The organism is Emticicia aquatica, assembly GCF_923079645.1.
GTDB classification, from domain to species: domain Bacteria; phylum Bacteroidota; class Bacteroidia; order Cytophagales; family Spirosomataceae; genus Emticicia; species Emticicia aquatica.
Window position 1 is genome coordinate 599,398 of record NZ_CAKLPY010000001.1, and the last position, 25,156, is coordinate 624,553.

The 25,156-nt window shown below is 34.7% G+C and carries 20 protein-coding genes and 1 tRNA gene; 9 read left to right on the plus strand and 12 right to left on the minus strand.

Features of this window, described 5'->3' with window-relative positions:
- Positions 1-20 precede the first annotated feature (20 nt).
- On the minus strand, positions 21-2,369 hold the full coding sequence (locus MJQ71_RS02560) for a P-loop ATPase, Sll1717 family (RefSeq protein WP_238804158.1): 2,349 nt from the start codon (positions 2,367-2,369) through the stop codon (positions 21-23).
- Positions 2,370-2,594: 225 nt separating this feature from the next.
- A complete protein-coding gene (locus tag MJQ71_RS02565) occupies positions 2,595-3,002 on the minus strand; it encodes a helix-turn-helix domain-containing protein (RefSeq protein WP_238804159.1) in 408 nt (135 codons plus the stop codon).
- Between the two features lie 126 nt (positions 3,003-3,128).
- On the opposite strand from MJQ71_RS02565, the gene MJQ71_RS02570 reads away from it, so the two are divergent.
- The 6 genes from MJQ71_RS02570 (at position 3,129) to MJQ71_RS02595 (ending at position 8,056) form a co-directional block, all read left to right on the plus strand.
- A complete protein-coding gene (locus MJQ71_RS02570; RefSeq protein WP_238804160.1) occupies positions 3,129-3,347 on the plus strand; it encodes a hypothetical protein in 219 nt (72 codons plus the stop codon).
- Between the two features lie 88 nt (positions 3,348-3,435).
- Positions 3,436-4,638 carry a phage integrase SAM-like domain-containing protein gene (locus MJQ71_RS02575; RefSeq protein ID WP_238804161.1) on the plus strand — a complete coding sequence of 401 codons (1,203 nt, stop codon included), beginning with the start codon at positions 3,436-3,438 and terminating at the stop codon, positions 4,636-4,638.
- Between the two features lie 97 nt (positions 4,639-4,735).
- Positions 4,736-4,975, plus strand: coding sequence for a hypothetical protein (locus MJQ71_RS02580; protein WP_238804162.1), 240 nt, complete (start codon positions 4,736-4,738; stop codon positions 4,973-4,975).
- A gap of 89 nt (positions 4,976-5,064) precedes the next feature.
- Positions 5,065-6,327 (plus strand): primase-helicase family protein, encoded by a 1,263-nt coding sequence (locus tag MJQ71_RS02585; protein WP_238804163.1) that lies wholly within the window; start codon positions 5,065-5,067, stop codon positions 6,325-6,327.
- 328 nt (positions 6,328-6,655) lie between these two features.
- Positions 6,656-7,585, plus strand: a complete 930-nt coding sequence (locus MJQ71_RS02590; protein WP_238804164.1) for a DUF8464 domain-containing protein — start codon at positions 6,656-6,658, stop codon at positions 7,583-7,585.
- Positions 7,586-7,642: 57 nt separating this feature from the next.
- Complete coding sequence (locus MJQ71_RS02595) at positions 7,643-8,056, plus strand: hypothetical protein (RefSeq protein ID WP_238804165.1); 414 nt, start codon at positions 7,643-7,645, stop codon at positions 8,054-8,056.
- Between the two features lie 105 nt (positions 8,057-8,161).
- Here the strand turns inward: MJQ71_RS02595 and MJQ71_RS02600 are convergent.
- The 3 genes from MJQ71_RS02600 to MJQ71_RS02610 form a co-directional block, all read right to left on the minus strand.
- A tRNA-Leu gene (locus MJQ71_RS02600) sits at positions 8,162-8,245 on the minus strand.
- A 177-nt stretch (positions 8,246-8,422) separates the two neighbouring features.
- Positions 8,423-9,727, minus strand: coding sequence for a UDP-N-acetylglucosamine 1-carboxyvinyltransferase (gene murA, locus MJQ71_RS02605; protein WP_238804166.1), 1,305 nt, complete (start codon positions 9,725-9,727; stop codon positions 8,423-8,425).
- 96 nt (positions 9,728-9,823) lie between these two features.
- Complete coding sequence (locus MJQ71_RS02610; protein WP_238804167.1) at positions 9,824-10,558, minus strand: DUF4290 domain-containing protein; 735 nt, start codon at positions 10,556-10,558, stop codon at positions 9,824-9,826.
- A gap of 270 nt (positions 10,559-10,828) precedes the next feature.
- Between MJQ71_RS02610 and MJQ71_RS02615 the strand changes: the two genes are divergently transcribed.
- On the plus strand, positions 10,829-12,379 hold the full coding sequence (locus MJQ71_RS02615) for a glycoside hydrolase family 10-like protein (RefSeq protein WP_238804168.1): 1,551 nt from the start codon (positions 10,829-10,831) through the stop codon (positions 12,377-12,379).
- A gap of 14 nt (positions 12,380-12,393) precedes the next feature.
- Here the strand turns inward: MJQ71_RS02615 and MJQ71_RS02620 are convergent, their stop codons facing one another.
- The 3 genes from MJQ71_RS02620 to rpsU form a co-directional block, all read right to left on the minus strand.
- Complete coding sequence (locus MJQ71_RS02620; protein WP_238804169.1) at positions 12,394-13,314, minus strand: bile acid:sodium symporter family protein; 921 nt, start codon at positions 13,312-13,314, stop codon at positions 12,394-12,396.
- Between the two features lie 33 nt (positions 13,315-13,347).
- Complete coding sequence (locus tag MJQ71_RS02625) at positions 13,348-14,229, minus strand: phage lytic cycle repressor MrpR family protein (protein WP_238804170.1); 882 nt, start codon at positions 14,227-14,229, stop codon at positions 13,348-13,350.
- A gap of 146 nt (positions 14,230-14,375) precedes the next feature.
- The gene (gene rpsU / locus MJQ71_RS02630) at positions 14,376-14,570 is read right to left on the minus strand and encodes a 30S ribosomal protein S21 (RefSeq protein WP_238804171.1); all 195 of its coding nucleotides are present in this window, start codon (positions 14,568-14,570) and stop codon (positions 14,376-14,378) included.
- 159 nt (positions 14,571-14,729) lie between these two features.
- Between rpsU and MJQ71_RS02635 the strand changes: the two genes are divergently transcribed.
- Positions 14,730-15,641 (plus strand): Ppx/GppA phosphatase family protein, encoded by a 912-nt coding sequence (locus tag MJQ71_RS02635; RefSeq protein ID WP_238804172.1) that lies wholly within the window; start codon positions 14,730-14,732, stop codon positions 15,639-15,641.
- 12 nt (positions 15,642-15,653) lie between these two features.
- On the opposite strand, the gene MJQ71_RS02640 is transcribed toward MJQ71_RS02635, so the two are convergent.
- The 4 genes from MJQ71_RS02640 to MJQ71_RS02655 all read right to left on the minus strand — a co-directional run bounded on the left by MJQ71_RS02640 (position 15,654) and on the right by MJQ71_RS02655 (position 23,539).
- Positions 15,654-20,189, minus strand: a complete 4,536-nt coding sequence (locus MJQ71_RS02640) for an SdrD B-like domain-containing protein (protein WP_238804173.1) — start codon at positions 20,187-20,189, stop codon at positions 15,654-15,656.
- A gap of 186 nt (positions 20,190-20,375) precedes the next feature.
- A complete protein-coding gene (locus tag MJQ71_RS02645) occupies positions 20,376-21,074 on the minus strand; it encodes a 3-keto-disaccharide hydrolase (protein WP_238804174.1) in 699 nt (232 codons plus the stop codon).
- A gap of 160 nt (positions 21,075-21,234) precedes the next feature.
- Complete coding sequence (locus MJQ71_RS02650; protein WP_238804175.1) at positions 21,235-22,287, minus strand: sugar phosphate isomerase/epimerase family protein; 1,053 nt, start codon at positions 22,285-22,287, stop codon at positions 21,235-21,237.
- Between the two features lie 103 nt (positions 22,288-22,390).
- Positions 22,391-23,539 (minus strand): Gfo/Idh/MocA family protein, encoded by a 1,149-nt coding sequence (locus MJQ71_RS02655; RefSeq protein WP_238804176.1) that lies wholly within the window; start codon positions 23,537-23,539, stop codon positions 22,391-22,393.
- 283 nt (positions 23,540-23,822) lie between these two features.
- On the opposite strand from MJQ71_RS02655, the gene MJQ71_RS02660 reads away from it, so the two are divergent.
- Positions 23,823-25,037 (plus strand): MFS transporter, encoded by a 1,215-nt coding sequence (locus tag MJQ71_RS02660; RefSeq protein WP_238804177.1) that lies wholly within the window; start codon positions 23,823-23,825, stop codon positions 25,035-25,037.
- The last annotated feature ends 119 nt before the right edge of the window (positions 25,038-25,156 follow it).

Below are 25,156 nucleotides of genomic sequence, written 5' to 3' on the forward strand. Positions count from 1 at the left end.
TTGTTTTAAAATAAGAACAATTATTCTACAATATCTAAATATGGATATAAAACAGGATGAATTTTAAAACGTCGATTTTGCAGCCTTGAATTCAATACTTTATTCTTTCTATCAAGGTCAAACTCAAATTCAAATTCAAAGTTATCAATATTAGTTTCACGCCCTAAAATTGAAAGAGATACCAAATGGTCTATAAATCGCTCTACATAATTCAAGTCTTTACTATCAATTTTGGCTTCAGATAAAAAGTTTAGTATTTCATCAAATGTTATAATTTGTTTAGAACCTGCAAAGCCATACATAAAGTCTTCCATTTGTTTAAATGTTATTCCATTCTCCACAATTAAGGAACTAAATACCCAAGTTGAATACTCTTTATAAGCTTTTATAAAATCATCAGGTGTTACTTTTTCATGACCTCTGACAATAGCCGTAGAAAGTGCAGTTTTGAAGAAGTATATAATGTCCCGAGGTCTTGGTAAAACTCGAGAAATAATAAAATCTTTTATCTTTTCTCCATTTACTTCATCTGCCAAATATTTATGCCATAAATCACTACTATCCTTATTGTTAATTACTGAAAATCTTTCCTCTATAATTCTAAAGAATACCTCATAATCATTCCATCTTAGCCAAATTGGATTAATTTTATCAGGTTCTGGAGCATGCTGAATAATATTACTGTAAATATCACTTCTTAAAAAAAGTGTTAGATTAAATTTTAAATTTTTATGCTTTTGTTTAATTATAAATATATCACCTACTATTCTTTCTACTGAATTAATTAACCCAAAAATGATTCTTCCAATAATAGAAATTTTATTATCTTTTTTCCAAGATTTATCAAGATTATCAATTAAAACGATAATGGTTTCATCCTTATCAATAACATTTGCAAAATATTGTTTTAGGCTATAAACTGTGTCTAAATGTAACGCTTCTGTTATTTTAGCTTTATATTCATTTTGAGATAATCCATTCCCAATCTTTTCCTTTATTTTATCAATACAGTTTTCCAATCTTGTTGAAATATCATCAAAGTAAAGTTCTTTATTACTATTTATATAACTTCTAAATTCTTCTTGTTGCCGTGTGACAGCGGGTTTTGGTTTATTGGAAATATTTTCAAAAACTTTTTTTGCTATCTCAGAAATAACTAAAAATTTCCATATTGCTTCTACCAAAAAATTCTTTTCATATTCACCATTAATTTGTTCTATTAAGCTTACCAAACCATCAATTTCAAAATTTAATGGCTTTATTACACAAATAATATTTTTCTTATCACGAGAGTACTTATCTTTTAAATAGTATAAAGTTGCAGATTTTCCAGCTCCCTTTCTTCCAACAACAATATTTACGTTATTATTCAAAAGCTGAGAGTAAAAAAGTGTTTCTATAAAATATTCATATAAATCCTCTATTTCATTCTCTGCAATAAAATCACCAAATCTTATATTTTGAAATTCTGTTCTAATTTTTGATTTCTTAGCAAGAATGTTTTTGGTTGTTAGAATCTCAATAATATTATCTGAAATTTTATTAACGAATGGGCTTATAATGTTTTCACACTTTTGAGGATTAGAATATTTTTGTAAAATTTCACGATAATCAATAGGAGTATTATATGGTTCTTCACAAATCATTAATATATCTAAATTCAGGCCATGTCCAATACCTGCAATAAATGCCGACTTTGAATTTTGTATCTCAAATCCACTTCTTGAAGTTGCCATAAATTCACAAAGAATAGCTTGAACGCTTGAAATTTCTTCAATATACCAACTTAAAGGTTGCACTTTAACTTCTTGTGCGTCATCTATTGTCACAGGAATTCTTTTATCTCTAATAGTATTTGAAACTATTTTGGTGCTATCTGTTAAATATTTTGATTTTAGATATAGAAGTGCCTTTCTTTCTGTTGATTTTGCAAATCGTTTAATTATAGTATCATACAGCCCTTCATCAAAATATCTTGATGAAGCAAACTTATAAAAACCTTCGATAATTGAACTGCTATTTTGATAATCGTTGTACCCTAAATCTGTGAGTAAATTTAACTCGTTATACCTTCTGTATGATTCTATCATGGAGGTATCAAAAACAATAAACATGGGTTTGTTCTTTGCTAAAGCATATCCCATTTCAAATAAAACATTATCATTAATTCCAGTAATATCAGCACAAAAAAAGTCTGCATCCTCAATCTCTTTTAATATTTCTAAGCTAATAAGTCTGCCATTGACAGACATGGAAGTCCAAGATTTTATATAATAATCCTCACTCTTATTTATTTCACTAATTGCAATTTCGATTGCTTGTCCACAAGAAGAAGGATATGATGAGTATGCAAAAAAGCCTTTTTTCATCTGAATATTATTAAAGTTGAGAGTTTTTATAAATTAATTGAAAGACAATATTGAAACTTTTTGATAGGGTTAAATATAAATATCCTCAGTAAAGAAAAATCACTTCATACTTTTTCGGATAGTAGTTTTTGACCTTCATTTGACATTTTTTATTTATTAAAAACTTGAATTTTTATTGAGTAGTATAGTTCTTAGTACCAATCATATCAAAGCTTTTCAAGCAAATCAAATTTTAGGAATTTTCGGCAACTTAGGGACTTTCAAATCATCCATTCCTTCCTTTTTCAATCTTTTATTTTCCTCCATAATCATATCGTTAGCATATTTGGTAACTACCTCCAATGAACTGTGTAGAATTTCTATAATACGTTTTTTCTCCTCTAACTCCATTTCTAAATCTGTAATCCTTTTCGCTTCTTCCATTGATTCTTCACTGCCAATTAAATGCGATAATGAAACACCTAAAACCTGAGCAATTTCTTCAAGCCTTTCAATAGTTGCTTTTGAATTACCCTTCTCTAATTGAAAATAACTTGATGGTGAAATATTAAGACTTTCAGCCATGTCAGCCATACTAAATCTATTTAATTCTCTTAAAGCTTTAATATTCTTATATACCCGATGCGTACTCATATTTTAACAAAATTTAGTTAATCAAAATAAATCATTTTAAAATATATAACAAAACATTTGATATTATAAAATACTTTATTCTATTTTGTGATATAAATTATTCTATAAAACAAAATAAAATATTCTATGGCAGCTAATTCAATATCACAAAACAGAATAGGCGAACAAATTCGACTAAAATTTGGCAAGGAAACCCCTGTTTTAACAGAGGATATTTATAAGAAAGTTTTAGGGATACCCAAAAAGACATTTAGAAAATATGTAAACAATGAATTACAACCAAGAATAGATGAATTACAAAGGATTTCATTTTGGATTGGAGTTAGTGCCAAAGACCTTTTTTAAGAATTGTACTTAGAAACAAAAAAGCCCTTTCCTATTGCAGTAGGTCGGGGCTTTTGAACTTAAATTTTAACTTTAAACATTCAAATATATGGATAATCCATTTATAATCAATCAAGTATCATATCTCCAATGGATACGTCGTCAGTCAGAAAGTAAAAGCGGTGAAGTTGCTGTTTATATTACTGTCACCTGTAACGGTCAAAAGGCACAGTTTAATTCTTTTGTAAAAGGTCAAGAAAAGCAATGGAACGCCAAGAAGAAGTGTTTTAATGGCGTTGAAAACGAGCCAATTAACGCCAAACTAAGGTTAATAACTTCGACCTTACAACAAATCGAACTCCAACTATCTGCGAGTAACCAAGAAGTAACAGCCAAAACAATCATTGAAGCCTACAAAAGTAAGTTAGAAAGTAAAGTTGTGAAAGCTGATAAAACCCCTCTATTCTCGAAGGTTTTAGATGCGTATTTACAACGCCAAAACGAGTATGGAAGTAAGCACCAAACTAAAAAGAATCATAATACTTACCGTAGGCATTTAATTGCCTTTCTGAAGCAATCTAAGAAAGAAAATATTAGATGTCAAGATTTTGACTATGATTTAGCTGAAGAATTTAAGCTATTCATGTTTAGAAACAAAAGTGGTAATAATCACACAAGTCGTGTTCTTGGACTTGTGAAAAGAGTATTAGATTTCGCTATTATCAAAAAATATATCCCTAACAACCAACTCACAGCCCTACGCCTAAAGTTTGATGAAAGAATCAATACTACATCGTTGGATATTGAACATTTAGAACGCCTACAAAACCACACATTTACACCAAGATTAGAAAAGATAGTAGATATGTTTCTCTTTATGTGTGGCACAGGAATCGACCATTGTGACTACGCACGACTAACAAATGATAATTACTACTTAGAAAACGGTAGGCATTTTATTAAGCAAGAAAGGCAAAAATCGGGTTCGGAAGCCGATGCCTTAATGCTAAATTTTGCCATTAAGATTTTGGACAAATACAAAAGCATTAACGACCTCCCAAAGTGTAGTTTGACCGAACTAAACCGAGAACTTAAAGAAGCTGCAAAAATTGTCGGTATCTACATTCGTCTAACCTCCAAAATAGCCCGAAAAACCTATGCCAATCACTTGGCAAATATTTCGGGTTTCTCCGATGAAAACATTGCCTATTTCATGGGTCACAAAACTACAAAACATCTAAAACACTATCGAAAGATAAAGAAAAATAGGGTATTTAACGAACTTTCAAAAATTGATAACAATCTACTCTAAGTCTTTAAAATAATGGAAAAAGAAAGAAATAGTTTCCATCTAAAGGCATGAGAATTTAAACATAAAATCAATCTTTTATACATAAAATATTACCACTATGATAAGCAAGATAAATGCAACCGATATAGAGCCGAATGAGCAAAATTTTATCCATTTGGTAGATAAATATAATCTTTTAGCAGAAGCATATAGAAATGCGGTTTTGAGTGCATCTGTATCGTATGAATTATATGAAAATTCATACCTCGAAGAAAGCCATATAAGGGAAGAAAACGCACGTTTGCACGTCCAGTTAAAAAATATGGCAAAGATAGAATCTATTGAATTTAACTCATAAAACAAAACAAAGCCCTATTCTATGGCGTGAATAGGGCTACTAACCAAATAAAATACTCCACCTGTAAGACGTCTTTCTGATATAAATATATGAAAAATATTGAAGAAAACCAAACAATTATTAACAAAGAAGAATTGGCAAAACGCTTCATTCGTGTAGGCGATGAATATATGAAAGAAGTATTTGTACCCGATAAAGACGGCAAATTACACCGTAGCTATGTAAAAAGAGATAAAGGAACGGTGCAAGATGATTTGGGCAAAAACAGCGACTTTTTTAAGTCAATTAAGAAATATGAAGGATTTTGTCTTGTGCCTTCACATATACGCTACCAACAGGTAGTGCAAGGTTTTTTTAATGAATATTACAAGATTTCACACGAACCCAAAGAAGGCAAGTTTGATGCGATATTAGACTACCTAAATCATGTATTTGGAAATAAAATAGACTTTATTTTAGATTATCTACAAATACTCTATGTAAAACCAACACAACGACTGCCAATATTATTACTTGAGTCAAAAGAGCGAGGGACGGGCAAAAGTACCTTTGGGAACTTGCTTAAATTAATGTTTCAAGATAATACCGCCAAACTTGGAAACGCTGAATTAGAAAGCGATTTCAATGCTATTTGGGTCAAAAGATTAGCCATTATTGTAGATGAAACCTCTTTAGAAAAGAATGGCATAATGCAAATGCTTAAACGCTTCAGTACAGAAACAGGCAAGATAACCGCCAACGAAAAGAACAAAGCCCAAAAGCAAATTGACTTTTTCGGCAAATTCATCTTTTTAAGCAACGAAGAAGGCAAAGCACTACCAATAGAAAAAGGTGAAACAAGATTTGCAGTTTTTAAAGTACCAACATTCGAGGAAAAAGGAATAAAAGAAAACACAAACATTGAGGTGGATTTTATGAATGAAATACCTGCTTTTCTCCATTTCTTAGCAAACCGCAAATTGGTATATGAAGAAGCTGGAAGAATGTATTTTGCACTCGAAGCATACCACACCGAACAACTCCAATATTATTTCGATAATAGCCTAACCGCCACAGGTAAAGCCATAAGAGAACTAATGATAGATTCATTTAACTACTTCGATGAAGAAAACGAACTTAGGTATTCTGTAAGTAACCTATATGACGAACTTGAAGACCGATTTAGGTTTTTAGACCGTTCAAAAATCAAACGCTCACTAATCGAAGAATTTGGACTAACAGAGCAAAAGAAAAACCGATATTCTTTCCATAGCCTAAAGCGAGCCGAAAGAACTAAAGAAGGTAATTTCTTCCCCGAAAACGAAAATAATTGGCATTTTATTTTCAAAAGACAGGCTTTTGTTAAATCCTAATTCTTCAAAAAATACAATCGTGTTTTTTGAATATGCCTAAAAACCCCTGTTTTGTTCCAAAATAAAAACCACTTGGAACACCTTTGGAACAAGAAAAAGTTAAGAAAATGAATGGTTTATATTTTTCTTAAAATCTTGGAACATTGGAACAAATAAGAATAAGTATTTAATAATCAATTATTTATAGTGTTCCAAATATGTTCCAAAAGTGTTCCAAAGTTCCAAAAAAAACGCAAAAAAGGGCTTTGTTCCAAATGTTCCAAAAAAACAGCTATATCACGCCAAAACGCATTGGTAGTACAATTTTTACCGCTAAAAGAAAAAGATAATGTTCATCAATAAAGCAGACATCGAAGAAGTAAAGCAATATTCTATTATTGACTATCTAAATAGCAATGGAATACAGCCATTTAAAGAAGTTGGTAAGCAAATGGTGTATTATTCACCATTAACAAACGAGAAAACAGCATCGTTTTTGGTCGAACCAAACAAGAATGTATTCAATGATTATTCAAGCGGTCAAAAAGGTGATATAATTCGATTAGTTGAACTAATTGAACAAATACCTTTCATTGAAGCAGTCAAACGAATACAGAGCCTAAAAAGCACCTGTTTTGCACCTAATAGCAACGTTACAGAGACGTATCAGAGACGTGAAAACAACGTTTCTGATTTATCTTTTTCTTTTAGCGGTAATAACACTATCAAGGAATCAAAGATTGAAATAAAGAGCGTTCAACCAATTACAAACCCTTCATTGATTCAATATGTAGAACAACGAGGAATCAATATAGATTTAGGTAAAATCTATTTGAAGGAGATACACTTCAGCAATAACGGAAAAAGGTATTTTGCGGTAGGCTTTCAAAATAATAGTGGTGGTTATGAATTGAGGAATGCCTTGAAGTTTAAAGCCAAGACCGCTAACGGAATAACCCTATTTGATAAAGGCACAAAAACAGTCAATTTATTTGAAGGTTTCTTCGATTTTCTTTCAGCACTTCAGTACTATAATACCAAAGCATTTAATAACACTACTATTGTACTTAATACTAATAACAATCTACAATTATTCTTAAATACCCTAACCGATAATCAAATTATCAATTCTTTTCTTGATAACGATAAAAGCGGTCAATCTACTGTAAATCAATTGATTAACAAAGGTCATAAGGTAGTAAATCAGTCTCAAAAGCTATACCCAAACAGTAAAGATTTTAATGATTATCTGTTAGGAAAAACCATAGAAACCGTTTAACGGATTTCATACCAATATCAAACGTATTTTTAACTATTATCAAACCAATAAATTCCAATGGAAAAGAAAAAATGTAAACAATGTGGCAAAAATTTTGAAGCTAAAAGAAGTGATTCTCTTTATTGCTCAAACACCTGTAAGCAACAGGCACACCACAAAAGAGCGACTGAAAAAAGTCCTTCACCAAATAAAGACCAAGAAATGACCGTATTTTATTTAGATGAATATCAACGGTTAGATTGGGAAAACTTCGATATAATCACTTTTTGTTTTTTAAGGAGAAATTTAAAAGGTAATGTTTCTCAAGATGAAATTAACCATTACATAAATGCTGTTGTATGGGACGATACCGATTGGAGAGTAAAGTATGATGCCATAAGACGAACTAAAGCATTTGCCGATTTTCAAGAAAGGTTTTTAAGTGGTGAGATTCAGGTTATAACCAAAAAGGAAGCTGAATTAGAGGCTTAAAATCTGTGTTACTAACGCTATTACTAACAATTCTGATTTTTGAGAAATAAAAAAACCGTAATTGCTTAATTATCAGCATATTACGGTTTTTTTTGATACTTAGAGTACCCGGAGCCGGAGTCGAACCGGCACGAGTGTAACCTCATTGGTGTTTGAGACCAACGCGTCTACCAATTCCGCCATCCGGGCAAATCGCTTTGGGACTGCAAAGGTAGAGTTTTATTTTTAAAATCCAAAATTCAACATTCAAAAATTTAAAAATATTTTCTACTTTTTTGTTATTGTAACTAAACGATTAGCTTTTAGATTGATTATCAAATGATTATGGTTTTTCAGACCTAAAAGCTAATCGTTATAGCAATCAAATTAGATTCTAATGATTTCTGCACCAATCGCATTTAATCGTTTGTCAATATCTTGATAGCCACGGTCAATTTGCTCGATATTATCAATCACACTTGTTCCAGTAGCAGACATGGCGGCAATCAATAATGAAACTCCCGCACGAATGTCAGGTGATGTCATACGAATGCCTCTAAGGTTATGTTCACGATTCAAACCGATTACATTGGCACGATGCGGGTCGCATAAAATGATTTGAGCACCCATGTCAATTAATTTATCAACAAAGAACAAGCGACTTTCAAACATTTTTTGATGAATCAAAACCGCACCTTTTGCTTGTATCGCTGTTACTAAAATAATTGAAATTAAATCAGGCGTAAAACCAGGCCAAGGAGCATCATAAATTGTGAGAATGGAACCATCAATTAGAGAACTAATTTCGTAATGTTTCTGAGCTGGAATATGTATATCGTCACCACGGAATTCCATTTGAATCCCTAATTTTTTGAATACATCTGGAATAATTCCTAATTCAGCAATTTGACAATTTTTTATGGTAATCTCAGATTGTGTCATTGCAGCCAAACCTATGAAACTTCCAATTTCAATCATGTCTGGTAACATCGTATGCTCACATCCGTGCAATTCAGTTACTCCCTCAATTGTGAGTAGATTAGAGCCAACTCCTGAGATTTTTGCTCCCATGCGATTAAGCATTTTGCAAAGCTGCTGAAGGTAAGGCTCACACGCTGCATTGTAAATAGTAGTATTACCTTCGGCCATTACGGCTGCCATCAAAACGTTGGCTGTACCCGTTACCGAAATTTCATCCATCCACACATAAGCACCTTTTAGTTTAGAGCCGTCAACTGTATAAAATGCATCGTTTTGGTCATAGAGAAATTCTGCACCTAATTTCTGAAAACCAGTAAAATGGGTATCTAAAGGACGACGACCGATTTTATCTCCACCAGGTCGAGGAGCTTTTCCTTTACCAAAGCGAGCCAACATTGGGCCTAAAAGCATAATTGAGCCACGCAAAGAAGCAGCTTTCTCTTTATATTCGTCGGTTTCAAAGTATTCAAAATTTACTTCATCTGCCTGAAAACGATATGACCCTTCCCCAACTTTACTGCGGCGAATGCCCATATCTTCTAGTAATTCCATGAGTTTATTTACATCACGGATATTCGGAATATTATGAATCGTAACGGGTTCTTTTGTCATCAAAACAGCACACAAAATTTGTAATGCTTCGTTTTTAGCTCCTTGCGGAACAATCTCGCCTTTTAGCTTTTTTCCTCCAGTTATTTTAAAAGATGCCATTTTTTAGAATTAAGAATATAGAATGAGCAATGTAGCATAAGAAATTATCAAAAATAATATTTTCAATACGCTCTTATTAGCAATTGAACTTGGTGTTTATCTTGGTCTTCGTTTATTATTATTGTTGTTATTTCTATCGTTACGGTCATTATTTGATTTATAATTTCCGCTACCAAAATTTTTATTTCGGTCGTTTCTATCACCACGATTTCTATCACGGTTATCACGGTCGCCACCTCGATTGTCTCTAAATTGACCGCCTTGTGGTTGGTTTTGTTGTGAACGTTGACGATTACTACTGCCATCTCTAGGAGATGATTCCATCAAACCATCACGACGAAGGTCATCAATTTCTTTTTGCAATTTAAAACCCGAAAGCTCCAAAATCTGCTGTAAACAGTCATTGGTTTCGATAGTATCTTTATTCCAAACTTGATAAAAGCTTTTCATCAAACGAACCATATACGACACAAATGCCTTGCGTTCATCATAATCTTGCGTTATCATGGCTTTTACTACCAACAGCTCTAAGTTTCGACCGTAAAGGCGGTGTTTAAGTTGCTGTTGATTGTAAGGAACTGTCATTGGTTTTTTACCCAAAATCTCTTTTGGTGGCGGTGGAAAAGGACTATCTACATCCAAATCAAAATTGGCGATGATATAAAGGTCATCCCAAAGTTTTTTTGAATAGTCAATCCCTTCACGCATATTTGGGTGAATTTGACGCATCAACTCAATCAAAATATGGGCGTATCTTGTGCGTTGTTCACGGTCAGGCAGACTAACGATATAGTCGGTCAATTTTTGAATGTTACTTCCGTATTCTTTCACAGTATATGATTAGTGAATTTGTGATTTTGAAATTTTGTAGCAAAGCAAACTTTCTCCAAGCCGATTGCTGAAATAATATTTATAGTAGATAACAATTTAGCATACGTTTAATAAATAAGCAGCCAAATTTTTAAAAATCTAAGGATACTTACCCTTTTAAATCTAACAAATTTATTAATCGTGTTGTAAACATAAGCAAAAGTAACAAAAAATAACCTTTGGGTTAAATTTTTCTCTAATTTTGAACAAAATTTCAAAAAAAGTATTTCGATGCACTTCAAAAAAGCTGCTTTTTGTCTAATAATCTATGCTTTCCTGAGTGGGTGTAGCAAAAAAGTAACCCAACAAGTTGTTTCAAAACCTACTGGCCCGAAGCGTGAGTTTCGAGCAGTTTGGGTGGCTACTATTGATAATATTGATTGGCCTTCTCGCAAAGGACTTAGTTCGGAAAGCCAGCAACAAGATTTTAGAAATATATTAGATAAACAAAAAAGCTTCGGAATGAACGCCGTTTTAGTGCAAGTTCGTGCTGCTGCTGATGCCTTTTATGCCAGAAGTAAAGAACCGTGGTCGGAGTGGCTCACGGGCGAACAAGGCAAAGCTCCCAATCCATATTACGACCCAATGACTTTTATGATTCAAGAATCGCACCAACGAGGCATGGAGTTTCATGCTTGGTTAAATATGAATCGTGGAGCTCATAAAGTATCAAAAAGTATCATCAACGACCACATAACCAAAACCAAACCTGAATGGTTTATAACTTATGATGGATATAAATTATTTAATTTGGGTATTCCTGAAGTAAGAAATTATATCACCGATATTGTGGTAAATATTGTAAAAAATTATGATATTGATGGTATTCATTTCGATGATTATTTTTATCCGTATTCGGTGCCAAATGAGAAACTCCATGATGAAAACACCTTCAAAAAATACAATACTGGATTTAAAAATATTGAAGATTGGCGAAGAAATAACGTTGATTTAGTAGTAAAAAATGTTAGTGATGCCATCAAAAAAGAAAAACCTAAAGTAAAATTCGGTATCAGTCCTTCGAGTGTTTGGCGGAATGCTTCTACTGACCCGAGTGGTTCTGCTTCACAAGGCGGACAGCCATCATACGATAATTTGTATGCAGATACTCGAAAATGGGTAAAGGAAGGTTGGTTGGATTACATTACGCCACAGATTTATTTTAGCTTTGAATTTGATAAAGTACCTTATAAAACTATGACTGATTGGTGGACTAAAAATTCTTTTGGTCGTCATTTGTATATTGGTCATGGTGTTTATCGAGTTAAAGCAGGAAGTAAAGAAATTGGTTGGGAAAAAGCCAATCAGATTCCTCGTCAAATTCGTTATAATCGAACTAAACCGCAGATTTCTGGAAGCATTTTTTTTAGTTCAAAACCTTTGATTAATAATGAATTATCGGTTGGAGACTCGCTAAAAAAGCTTTATTATTATCCAGCTTTAACTCCCACAATGCCGTGGAAAGATAAAATTCCACCGAATGCTCCACAAAATCTTAAAATCAGAAAAATGCCTGATTTGGGCGTTTCTATTTCTTGGGAATTACCATCAAATCCTCCCAAAGATGGCGATGAAGTAAGTGCTTTTGTGGTGTATCGTTTTGAAGAAGACGAGCCAATTAATCTCGAAAATCCTGCTCGAATTTTACAGATTGTACGCAACGAAGGCCTTTTAACTTGTATAGATAAAAATCGTAACCAAGAGAAAACATACGTTTATGTTGTTACTGCTCTCGACCGTCTTCAAAATGAAAGCGTTATGAGTAATACCGTAAAGTTTTAGTAAATTTCGGTATCTTATTCAGGTTTTCTTTTACTCCAAAAACTTGCTAAAAGTGAGCCATTTATGTTCATAATCGGGCCAAAAAGGGCAGGAGCAATGCCTACTGTGGCTAATTTTCCCATTGCTTTGGCTAAACCTGAAGCCAATCCAGCGTTTTGTAAGCCTACTTCAATAGCAACCGTTCTACAATCTTGCTCAGGTAATCTGAATAATTTTGCTGCCCAATATCCTAGTGTGAAACCACCAAGATTATGAATCAAAGTGGCGAAAACTAAGGCTAAACCAACAGTTTGTAATGATTTTTGACCTGTTGCGGTAATAATTACAATAATTAATGCAATTCCAACCATCGAAATAATTGGTAAAACTTTTTGCAACCAAGCCGCTCGTCCTTTTAAAAGTTTGGTAAGTAAAAAACCAATTCCAATGGGAACGATTATCATTTTTGAAATATCAATGGTCATGCTCCAAAAATCAATTTCGATGAATTGACCGCCAAGCATTTTCATCAAAAAAGGTGTTAGAATTGGAGCCAAAAGTGTTGCAAACGAAGTAATTGTGATTGAAAGAGCAACATTTGCTTTTGCAATGTATGACATTACATTTGATGCTAATCCGCTTGGCGAACAACCAACTAAGATAATTCCAGCGGCAATTTCTGGAGGAAAAACAAAAGTTTTGGCAATCACAAAGCCTAAGAATGGCATAATAGTAAATTGACAAATTAAGCCAACAACTACTGCTTTTGGCATTTTGATAACTCCAATAAAATCGTCATAACTCATGGTTGTTCCCATGCCAAACATGATGATTTGTAGTAATGGAATAATCAATTCTTTGAGTTGAAAATGTCCAATCGAAATGAAATATTGTGGAAAAAAATAGGCAATCGTAGCAGCAACGAAAATAGAAAGTGTATAAAGATAATTTTTCATGAGTAAGGTTATAGAGGTTGAATAAGGGTTAAATTAAGCCTTTGGATGAGCTTGTTGGTAAACCTTCTTTAATTTTTCAATAGAATTATGCGTATAAACTTGCGTTGCAGCTAGACTAGAATGCCCTAATAAATCTTTAATGGCATTCAAATCTGCTCCTCGATTGAGTAAATGTGTTGCAAAAGTATGCCGCAATATGTGCGGACTGCGTTGCTCAAGCGATGTTACCAAAGATAAATATTTTTTTACCAAACGTTGAATAAACATTGGGTAGGCTTGTGTGCCATTATCGGTCAAAATTAGGTAAGTGTTAGTTGTATCGTCTATGATATCAGTTCGTAGGGCTAGGTATTTTTTAATGACTTCAACCAAAGTTCGATTGACAGGAATTAGGCGGTGTTTGTTTCTTTTCCCTAATACAGTCAAGATATTATTGTAAAGATTAAGGTCAGTTATTTTTAAACCAATCAATTCGGACAAACGCATTCCCGTTCCATAAAGTAGCTCAATGACCAGTTTATCTCTTAAACCTGAAAAATCATCTGAAAACTCCATGCCATCAAGCAGGTTTTCCATTGGTTTTTCTTCTACATATTTGGGGAGTGTTTTGTCGGTTTTCAATGCTTTTATTTTGAGCATTGGGTCGGTTATGATGGCTTTATGACGAAGAAGGAAATTATAAAAAGTACGTAATGTAGCTATTTTTCGATTGATACTTCGGTTTTCAATTTGTTCTTCAACCAAAGCTACAATCCAAGAGCGAATCATCTGAAAATCAGCTTTTTCTGGTTTTTCGAGTTCGTATTGAAAAAGTAGGAATGCTGAAAATTGTTTCAAATCATTTTCATAAGCCGTAACTGTATGATGACTGAGACGTTTTTCGAATTTGATATGTTGTAAAAAAAAAGTAACCATATTCAGTGAAATTTATCAATGGGCGGTTTAACGCTTCATAATTACCCAAAATGATAATTACTTCATGATAATATTCAGCGAATATGGTTCAAAATATAATAGATTGCAATATTTGTTCAAAACAATTTACATTGCTTTATCCAATATTACATTTCTTCGTTGCTTCTCAATTTACCCACATAGGTAGCGTGAATAACTTCGTTACGACGAGCTACTGATGGTTTTTCAAATGCTTGACGCTTGCGTAGTTGACGCAATACACCCGTTTTCTCAAATTTCTTCTTGAAACGTTTCAAAGCTTTATCAATAGATTCGTTTTCTTTTACGTTGATTATTAACATATAAATACACCTCCTTTTGTTTGGGGTTGCAAAATTCGTAAATTTTATTTAAAAAAACAAAGTTTATGACTAAATCCTGATAAGATTTATCAAACATTGCAGGAAAATAGGCGAATTGGAGACTTTAATGGATATTTGCAAAAACATTTATAAAAACTCATGCGAACCGCAATTATTGATTTAGGTACAAATACATTTCATTTATTGATTGTTGAAGGAGAAAAAGTGCTTTTTAAAGAATCAACTCCTGCTAAAATAGGGAAGGGAGGAATTAGCCAAGGCATTATTGCAGAGGAAGGAATTCAACGAGCTTTAATTGTTTTGAAACATTTTAGAGAAGTAATTGATATTCAAGAAGTTAAGTTAGAAAAAGTATTTGCTACGGGCACGAGTGCGATTCGTAATGCGACCAATAAAGATGCGTTTGTTCAACGCGTTTTGGATGAAACTGGCATAAAAATTCAAGTAATTTCGGGCGATGAAGAGGCCGAATTGATTTGTTTGGGTGTAAAAAAAGCCATGAGTATTCCCGAAACGTCGATGATTATGGATATTGGTGGAGGAAGCGTAGAGTTTATTATTTGCAACAACGAAAAGATTTTTTGGAAACAAAGCTTTGAAATTGGTGGCCAACGTTTGATGGATAAATTTATGAAATCAGACCCGATTTCGATGCGTTCGGTACAAATGATGGATGATTTTTTTCGAGAAAAACTCCTTCCATTGGCAAATGCTTGTCACCAATACGCACCCAAAGTATTAATTGGCTCATCTGGGTCGTTTGATACTTTAATTGATATGCTTTTTATGAAAGAAAAAAACTCACTTCCAGAAGCAAATGAAGTGAGTTTTGACTATTCAATACCCGAATTTTATCGGGCTTATGATGAGTTAATTTTTAAAAATCATGCCGAACGAATGGCAATTCCAGGAATGATTGAATTGCGTGTCGATATGATAGTGGTGGCGATGTGTTTGATACGATTTATTATTCAAACGCTTGAAATTCAGCAAATTAGAGTTTCAAGCTACGCCTTGAAAGAAGGTGTAATGGCAAAGTTTTCTGCTTGAGTTTCAACCTTTTTACTGTCCAAGTGATTTAGTTTTGGTAAATGAAAAAGGAATACATATCTCAGTTTTACATGCACAAACTTGCATTGTTAGCCCGACTGTTACATCCTGATAGCAATCGTTACTATTGTATATTCTAACGGTATAAAATTGCACGTTTGTACTTGGATTAGCCAAACTATTACTTAAAACGCCATTAATTGGAATGGCCGCAGCGACACTCGGCGTTGCGGTTAGGCTATTAAATGTATTTCCTTCAGAAAATTGATATTTTACGCCATTTAATACATTCGAGACGCTTATTTTAGCATTATTATTAGCAATTCCAACATTGCAAGTGGCCATTGTTGTAGTTACAATAAAACTAGGTTTTGTGGTATCTCCAACTATAATTGCCGCAGTTGCAGTGCCAATACAATTTTTCAAATCTTTAACAGTAATTGTGTAAGTTCCTTTATTGAGATTATTAAAACTGTTAGACGATTGAAAATTCGTGCCGTCAATTGTGTATTGATAACTTGGTGTTCCACCAGTTGCCACAACCGAAATAGTTCCTTTCGGGTTAATACAGTCAATCATTGTTGCAACCGCACCAATATTTATTTTTGATGGCTGGGTTAAAGTTGTTGTTGCTGTACTTATACAACCATTTCCATCATAAGTAGTAATTGTGTACGAACCAGCAGTTAAACCACTAAATAAGCCATCTGTTTGTATGTTATTTTGATTTATTTTGAATGTGTAATTTGGTGTTCCTCCTGTTGCTGTTGTGAGAATTTGCCCATCATTTCCTCCTTCACAAGTAATATTTACAGTAGAAATTGTTGTGCTTAAAAAATTACTTGGCTCATTAACAGTTACCACAAGTGAGGACGTACAACCACCCGCATCTTTTATCGAAACGGAATACGAATCACTGGTTAAATCACGAAAAACATTATCTGATTGAAAAAGACCGCCATTTAATTTGTATTGATAAGGAGTCAACCCCCCAGAACCAACAATACTGATTGTACCCGTATTACCATCTTTGCAGATAACATCGGTAACATCAACTTGAGCCGTAACTGTATCAAATTTTGCAATAATGAGCGAGGCAACTGCTTTACAACCATTTGTAGCGGTAACTTCAACAGAGTAAGTTCCTGCTTCTTCGATAGTAATACTTGAAACAGTTGCTCCATTACTCCATAAGAATGTATAAGTACTGATTGGGGAAGGATTTGCCGTTAAAATTGCTTGGGTTTTTGTACAAGTTAATGTATCATCACTTGCCAAAATAGCAACTGAAGGAACGCCCGCATCAAGGATAACGGCAGCAATATCAGTTGCAGTACAACCGTTCGACGGATTAGTTACAGTTAATGTATAAGTTCCAACTTGATTAACCGTTGGTGTGGCGGAATTTTCGCCACTAACAATTCCAGTAGTATTTGAAGACCATACGTAGCTTACACCTGATGTCAGGCTGCTACCATTCAATAAAATGATCGATGTATTACAGGTCAAAATTACATCATTGCCTGCGTTTGCATTGGGTGTTTCAAGGTTGGCAGTAATATTGGTTGTTGCCGTTGCGGTACATCCGTTTTCCGACGTTACTGTAACTGTATAAATACCTGCTGCTGAAATTGTGGCACTCGCAGTCGAAGCTGTATAAGAATTAGGCCCAGACCATACATACGTGCTGCCGCCTGTTGCTGTGCGAGTTACAGTATTAATTGTACAATTTAGGTTTTCACTACCACTAATTGTAGGAGTTGGTGGTGTCTGATTGATACTCACAGTGACTGCATCGGTAGCTGTACAACCTGTTGAGTTAGTTACGGTTAAAGTATAAGTTGTTGTAACACTTGGATTTGCCGTTGGATTGGCAATACTGGCGGTATTTAATCCTTCAATTGGCGACCAACTGTATCTAACACCAACAGTATTATCTGTACCGATAGTAGTTGAAGTTGTTGTACAATTTAGTATTTTATCTATTCCAGCATTGGCAATTGGGGGTGTCATTTCAACGGTTACAACCACCACATCGGTAGCGATACATTCACCTGCATTAGTTACAGTTAAAGTATATGTTGTCGTCACATTTGGGCTAGCCGTTGGGTTTGAAATATTGGGATTACTCAAACCTGTGCTTGGCGACCAACTGTAAGTATAACCTACGGTAGTTGCTGAAGTGCCAATCGTTGTTGAATTTGTAATACAATTGATTGTTTTGTCTAACCCTGCATCGGCTGTTGGTTTACAAAGAAACCCAAAATCATACGTATGGTTATTGATGCCAACACTACCTGTTTTAATCAAAATAGTTGGGATATTGCTCACCAAAAAAGCGTCATTATTATCAATAGTTGCTCCAGAATTGGTACTCGCAGCCACTTCGTTTGGAGCTATGGAAAGCCTTGTTATTGACAAACCAGCCACCGATACATCATTACCCAAAGAAGTGATTTTTATTTTGTAATCTGTATTGGGCAATAACGTGCTAGTTGTTGTAGATGAAAATAGATATTGTCCATTTGAGTCTGTGGTCGTTGAAGCCAATTCTACATCATTATTATCATAAAGTTTTACTACAACGCCTGCAATACCTGACTCATTAGGGTCTTGAATGCCATTTTCATTAATATCTTTCCAAACACGATTTCCGATTTCAATTGGAGCATCGTTGGCTACAAGTTCGAGGTCTCCGAGTCCATTTGCTTTACCAAACAAATCTGGCCCACCATCAAAATAAAATGCATACCAATTGTTGTTTAGCCCAGTTGTGGTGCTGTAGGTATTCATTCCTTGCAGATTCCAGTATGTTTGACCATAATTGATGCCAGGAAATGGGTCAAAATTGGTTGTCATAATTTGGTCAGTGCCTTTAATTAATAGAGAAGAGCCTTCTCCACTTTCTTCTGAAGCATCTCCCGAAATATCCGCAAAAAACTCATAACCTGTTGTGCTACAACCAGTTCCTCCTTCAAGCACAAAACCTGAAGAAGTATTACAAGCTTTCAATATTTCTCCGTATGCTTGAACAGTACGAATTTGTGTATTTCCAGTCAATGGCTTTCGATTTGCAGCACCAATTTGATGAGCGTGTCTATCCATGATTGAGAGATACATTGTTCCATATTGGTCAAAATCAATATCCGATAAAATGGGTTGTGAATAACGCAAAAAACCTCCAACCTCTACTACAGGTGGTTGTTCGTAAATAGTATTCCAATAATGAAATTTGGCTAAACTCGTAAAAGTTCCTCGTCGTGCATTTGGGTCAAAAACCATTTTTTGAGTAAAACCTGCACTTGGGTTTGTTGGGTCAAATTCTAGTACATAACATTTTAAATCAGCATCAACCTTTGAAATACTAGCATCATCTGTAACTCCTAAATAGCCTTTTCCATTATTAAATGCGAGTGCAAAAGGTCTTAATACTCCTTTTGTACTTGTAGGCATATTCGGGATATTATCAATTTTATATTCGTTAATAGCACCTGGTAATGTATTTCCTGAAATATCAATAGTAATGATTGAACGAGTAAAGAGATTGATGGCAAACAAAGTTTTTCCATCGGGAGCAACATCCATATCGCCGTATGCAACTTTTCCAACTTTTCCGTAGGCATCAATATCAATTGTAGCTTGGGTTTTATTTGGGTTTAGTACGTAATCACTTTCGGGAGTTCCGCAAGTTCCACTTCGACAGACTGTTCCAAAATCCATCGGAACGACGCCATTATTAGGTATTACACCATTCAAATTGAATTTTGTAACAAATGTAGCAGGAGTTGTATTGTAATCTAACACATAGATATAGCCTGGACCATCCAAAATTCCAACGTGTCTTTTTAAGAAAGTTGAAAAAAACATCCGCTTTTTCCCTCTTTGATAAGCTAATCCATAAACAGAGCCAACTTGCGAAATTTTTGCATCAACTTGCGGCAATGGTCCCGTTCCTTGTACATTCAAATAATTTTTGTACATCGCATTTAAACCCGTACTATTGTAGCGAACCGATACAATGGCTGCATCATTTGAGGCATTTCCAGTTGATGTTCCTCCTACAAAACACGTTGTAGCAATGTAAGGATTAGCATCAGTAAAATCTAATGGATTATGTAAACCGAAATCTGCCGAACAAGTGGCTTCTTTAATTATTTGAACGGATGTTTGTGAACTACTCCCAATTGGGCTAGACTCGAATGTAGGATGAGAAGTTTTCCAAGAAAATTCAATTTTTACTGGAAAAACAGGAGCTGAAACATTCCAATTACCTGCTTCATCAGTAATTCTATTAGAAACAGTTCCATTGTTATCTGTAATTTTTACTGCCACACCACTTATACCAGGCTCATTTGAAGCTTTTGAACCATAAATGCCTGTAAAAGTGCCATTCATTGGTAAATCCATGAATACTTTGCCACCTATATCTCCTGCCATACATTGAGCTTGTGTATGTTGAGATATGAGAAGTAAAGATATAACCGTAAAAAAAAGAATTAAGTAAATGCTATATCTTTCATTGACATCTATTTCTTTTGAAGCACTCATTTTACAATAATTTTATATTTTTTTATGGGGAAACACAGTTAATTAGCTATTTACAAATAATATGCCATAATAAACGTAAGGTGTAAATTTCCTTGTAAAATGATTTGTTTATTTCCCATTAAAGCCTAAAAAAAAGCACTACTTTCTAAAAAGTAGTGCTTTTTTAAACTAATAAAACGATTGATTTTACATTTCTTTAATACGAATTTTTCGGAATGAAACTGGGTCACCGTGGTCTTGTAAGCCAATTCTTCCTTTGCTGTATTTACCAAATCCTTCCCAACCTTTAAATTTGCTATTGTTTACCATATTAGTCCAATCTGCTCCTTCAGATTTGAAACTTTCTGCTTTCACGCCGTTTTGCCAAACGCTAACTTCTCCATGATTTTTGATGATTTTGACTGCATTCCACTCACCCGCAGGTTTAGAAACTGAAGCCGATGGAATCATATCATACAAAGAACCTGCTTTACGATTGCCATTTTTTCCTTCTTTTGCATCAGGATGACGCTCATTATCAAGTATTTGAATTTCGGGTCCAGTCAAATACGGAACACTATATTTTGCGTCTTCGTGTACGCCAAAGAAAATACCGCTATTACTTCCTTCTGCTATTTTCCATTCTAATTCAAGCACAAAGTTTTCATATTCTTTATCAGTTACGAGGTCATCGCCGTGTTTTTCACCTTTTGCTTTTCCTGTAAAGTTTATAGCACCGTTTGCTATTTTCCATTTATCAGTGATTGGCTGCCCAGCTTTGTTGTAAACGTGCCAGTTTGTAAATGTTTTTCCGTCGAATAATATTTCCCACTTACTCTTTTTTTGAGCAAAACTTACAGAAGTAATAAATAAGATAAGGGCGAGGATTTTTGAAATTGTTTTCATTTTTGAATGATTGAGGTTGATTTATTTGAAACAAGGAGGAAATCTACGAATGCAAATTACAGAAATTTGAATAAGATATTTGTTGAAGAGAGAAAAAATCGACAAACAGGAATGTATTAGGGACATAAATTTTATGTCCCTAATACACTTATCTTAACGATTAAATTCCCAAAACTCTACGGTTTACAGCTTCGTCAGCACCAGTCGCAGCAAAATCATCAAATGCACGCGTAGCTACTTGAATGATGTGATTTTGAATAAATGGTGCTCCTTCGGCTGCCCCTTGTTCAGAAGATTTTACGCAACATTCCCATTCCAAAACAGCCCAAGAATCGTAATCATATTGTGATAATTTGCTAAAAATACTCTTGAAATCTACTTGACCATCGCCCAATGAACGGAATCGGCCTGCACGATTTGCCCAACCCGAATAACCACTATAAACACCTTGTTTGCCTGATGGGTTAAATTCTGCATCTTTCACATGGAAAGCCTTGATTCGGTCGTGGTATAAATCTATAAATGCCAAATAATCAAGGTGTTGGAGTATAAAGTGACTTGGGTCGTAGTTGATACAAGCCCGTGAATGTCCACCCAAATAATCAACAAACATTTCGAAAGTTGTACCATCGAACAAATCTTCGCCAGGGTGAAGTTCGTAGCAATAGTCAACGCCACATTCGTCGTAATAATCCAAAATTGGTTTCCAACGATTAGCTAATTCTTGAAAAGCTGTTTCAATCAAACCGCTTGGGCGTTGTGGCCAAGGGTATAAAAATGGCCAAGCTAACGCTCCCGAAAAACCAACGTGAGAAGTCAAACCAAGATTTTGAGAAGCTTTCGCTCCCCATCTCAATTGCTGTTCTGCCCATTGACGGCGAGCAGGCTCATTTCCGTGTACAGCGGCTGGAGCAAAGGCATCGTACATAGTATTATAAGCAGGATGCGAAGCAATTAATTGACCTTGAAGGTGTGTTGATAACTCCGTGATTTCTAAGCCTTTATCTTTTAATTTGCCTTTCAACTCATCACAATAAGTTTGACTTTCGGCAGCTTTTTGTAGGTCAATTACTCTGCTATCCCACGAATTAAGTTGAATGCCTTTATAACCTAAATTTGCCATGTAATCGGCAATTGTATCTAACGAATTGAATGGTGCTTCATCACCCATAAATTGAGCAAGAAAAATTGCTGGCCCTTTGATTGTTTTCATAACCCAAGCCCCAAAAGGGGAATTTTTGTTTTGTTGAAAATTTAAAAATAATCCTTCCGTTTTATAATAAAGACTTCAATGCGTCATAAAATCATTTAGCTTTTTATGACTTGAATTTTACCCATTTATCGCTGCTTTTACCTGATTCGATGACGGTTTCAACGAATTGCATTCCTCTGATTCCATCCTCAATTGTTGGAAAATCTAAATCAATTTCTGTAGGCTCTTCGCCATTCATTCTTTTTCTTACGGTGCGAGCAAAACTTTTGTAAATATTGGCAAATGCTTCTAAGTATCCTTCAGGATGCCCTGCTGGTAAACGAATGCCAGCTTTGGCGGCATCGCATAAATTGCCAACCGATGGGCGGTAAGTACGAGATTCGCCTTGTGTGCGGTGATAAAGTGAGTTTGGTTCCATTTGAAACCATTGTAAACTGCCTAATTCGCCTGAAATACGGATATTTAAGTTGTTTTCGTCACCGTTACAAATTTGGCTACAATGTAAAATCCCTTTCGCTCCACTATCAAAACGGAGTAAAACATTTGCGTCATCATCAAGTAAACGTCCTTCAACAAACGTACTAACATCAGCACACATTTCGGTAATTTTTAAACCTGTAATATATTCAGCTAAATTTTCAGCGTGCGTGCCGATATCACCAACTGCACCCGCAATACCTGAGCGTGTAGGGTCCGTTCTCCACTCAGCTTGTTTATAGCCTTTCTTTTCTTCCAAGAATGACAACCAACCTTGTGGATATTCAACTATTACTTTACGAATTTTACCCAAAGCTCCGCTTTGAACCAAATGACGGGCTTGCTTCACCATTGGATAGCCCGTATAATTGTGCGTAAGGGCAAATGTTAGTCCAGTTTTTTCAACCAGTTCTTTAAGTTCTTGGGCTTCTTCGAGTGTAAATGTTACGGGTTTATCGCAAATTACGTGAAAACCGTTTTCTAGAGCCATTTTTGCTGGAGCAAAGTGCATGTGATTTGGTGTAACGATTGAAATCGCATCCATGCGGTCTTCACGGAGTTTTTCTTGCTGAATCATTTCGATGAAATCACCGTAGCAACGGTCGGAAGAAATCATCAAGTCTTCACCCGATGCTTTTGATTTTTCGGGAGTCGAGCTGAAAGCTCCACACACCAATTCGATTTCGCCATCAATGGCAGCTGCTGTACGATGAACGGCACCAATAAATGCCCCACGTCCACCACCAACCATACCTATACGGATTTTACGAGCCATAGTTTAATTATAGGATTGAATTAATAATTTTTTTTAATTGAGATGACACAAGAAATAGTAAAATCATAATAAACTTTACATTCACTTCTGCCAACGTTAGAAATTGACTATATTTTAATTAAAAGGCAATTTACGTAAAACATCACATTCTAGTTAATTGTACTGCCAAATTTCTGAAAAAGTGTCTAAACAACAATTAAAAATAGGATTTTCTTTTGGGAAAATTTTAAATATCCTATTTTTACGGTTCAATTTATTCAAAACCCTTAAAACCTCTTAAATTATGGTTAATCAAAATCGTCTTTTTCTTGGAAGTTGTTTTGCTCTCATCACAACAGCTTTTTCATTTAGTATCCGTGCGGGTATTCTTCCTCAATTGGGTACAGAGTTTAATTTAACAGCCGAGCAACTTGGTTTTATCAATTCAATGTGGTTTTTAGGTTTTCCAATTGCGATGATTGTTGGCGGACTTGTTTATCACACAGTTGGACCTAAAAAAATCATGATGATAGCCTTTGTATGTCATGCTTTGGGTATTCTTTTAACTATTTATCCTCAAACTTTAGGTGGTTATACTGGTCTTTTGGTTTCTACTTTCTTGATTGGAATCGGTAATGGCTGTACAGAAGCTGCTTGTAACCCAATGATTGCTGATGCTTATTCTGGTTCACAAATGAGCAAAATGTTGAATCGTTTTCACATGTGGTTTCCAGGCGGAATCGTGGTTGGTAGTTTATTATCGAAATTTATGACGGATGCAGGCTTAGGCTGGCAGCCACAAATTTGGTTGATTTTAGTGCCTACATTAATTTATGCGTATTTGTTTTGGGGACAAGAGTTTCCGAAACCAAAAACAGAAGGCGTTACTTCAATTGGCGAGAACCTAAAAGCAATGGCTACTCCGCTTTATATTTTTATGTTTGCTTGTATGGCACTTACGGCTATCACTGAGTTTGGACCACAACAATGGACAGGTCTAATTATGAGCAAATCAGGTGCTAGCCCAATGCTTATTTTGGCATTAGTAACTGGATTAATGGCAGTAATTAGATATTTTGCAGGTCCAATTGTAGAAAAACTTGACCAAACAGGTGTTTTGTTAGGTTCTGCAATTTTAGCAGCAATCGGTATTTATCTTTTCAGTACTCAAACTGGTGGGATGGCTTATGTGGCTGCCATTTTCTTTGCATTGGGTGTTGCATTATTTTGGCCAAATATGATTGGTTTTATTGCCGAAAAAGTACCTTTAAGTGGTGCATTAGGCATGTCAATTTTGGGTGGCGTTGGAATGTTCTCAACCTCAATTTTCCAACCAATCATTGGTAAATGGATTGATACTGCAAAAGCAGAACAAACTGCCGCAGGTCTTACTGGCGATGCCATGGAATTGGCTGCTGGACAAGCAACGCTTAGTACAATGGTGTTGTTTCCTGCGACCTTAATTGTAGCATTCATTATTCTTTTTTTCTGGCAAAAAAGAAAATCAGCACAAGCATAAATCTCAAAGTTGTAAAAAAGCCCCGTTAATTTATTTTAACGGGGCTTTTTTATGCAAAAAAATCCCCTTTCTCAAATGAGATAGGGGATAATGATACTAACTTTCTCTATTAATTATGA

Bases quoted from the DNA above. Each gene is read 5' to 3' on its own strand.
- MJQ71_RS02560 (WP_238804158.1), bottom strand. From the start codon at position 2,369: ATGAAAAAAGGCTTTTTTGCATACTCATCATATCCTTCTTCTTGTGGA.
- MJQ71_RS02565 (WP_238804159.1), bottom strand. From the start codon at position 3,002: ATGAGTACGCATCGGGTATATAAGAATATTAAAGCTTTAAGAGAATTA.
- MJQ71_RS02570 (WP_238804160.1), top strand. From the start codon at position 3,129: ATGGCAGCTAATTCAATATCACAAAACAGAATAGGCGAACAAATTCGA.
- MJQ71_RS02575 (WP_238804161.1), top strand. From the start codon at position 3,436: ATGGATAATCCATTTATAATCAATCAAGTATCATATCTCCAATGGATA.
- MJQ71_RS02580 (WP_238804162.1), top strand. From the start codon at position 4,736: ATGATAAGCAAGATAAATGCAACCGATATAGAGCCGAATGAGCAAAAT.
- MJQ71_RS02585 (WP_238804163.1), top strand. From the start codon at position 5,065: ATGAAAAATATTGAAGAAAACCAAACAATTATTAACAAAGAAGAATTG.
- MJQ71_RS02590 (WP_238804164.1), top strand. From the start codon at position 6,656: ATGTTCATCAATAAAGCAGACATCGAAGAAGTAAAGCAATATTCTATT.
- MJQ71_RS02595 (WP_238804165.1), top strand. From the start codon at position 7,643: ATGGAAAAGAAAAAATGTAAACAATGTGGCAAAAATTTTGAAGCTAAA.
- murA (WP_238804166.1), bottom strand. From the start codon at position 9,727: ATGGCATCTTTTAAAATAACTGGAGGAAAAAAGCTAAAAGGCGAGATT.
- MJQ71_RS02615 (WP_238804168.1), top strand. From the start codon at position 10,829: ATGCACTTCAAAAAAGCTGCTTTTTGTCTAATAATCTATGCTTTCCTG.
- MJQ71_RS02620 (WP_238804169.1), bottom strand. From the start codon at position 13,314: ATGAAAAATTATCTTTATACACTTTCTATTTTCGTTGCTGCTACGATT.
- MJQ71_RS02625 (WP_238804170.1), bottom strand. From the start codon at position 14,229: ATGGTTACTTTTTTTTTACAACATATCAAATTCGAAAAACGTCTCAGT.
- rpsU (WP_238804171.1), bottom strand. From the start codon at position 14,570: ATGTTAATAATCAACGTAAAAGAAAACGAATCTATTGATAAAGCTTTG.
- MJQ71_RS02635 (WP_238804172.1), top strand. From the start codon at position 14,730: ATGCGAACCGCAATTATTGATTTAGGTACAAATACATTTCATTTATTG.
- MJQ71_RS02640 (WP_238804173.1), bottom strand. From the start codon at position 20,189: ATGAGTGCTTCAAAAGAAATAGATGTCAATGAAAGATATAGCATTTAC.
- MJQ71_RS02645 (WP_238804174.1), bottom strand. From the start codon at position 21,074: ATGAAAACAATTTCAAAAATCCTCGCCCTTATCTTATTTATTACTTCT.
- MJQ71_RS02650 (WP_238804175.1), bottom strand. From the start codon at position 22,287: ATGAAAACAATCAAAGGGCCAGCAATTTTTCTTGCTCAATTTATGGGT.
- MJQ71_RS02655 (WP_238804176.1), bottom strand. From the start codon at position 23,539: ATGGCTCGTAAAATCCGTATAGGTATGGTTGGTGGTGGACGTGGGGCA.
- MJQ71_RS02660 (WP_238804177.1), top strand. From the start codon at position 23,823: ATGGTTAATCAAAATCGTCTTTTTCTTGGAAGTTGTTTTGCTCTCATC.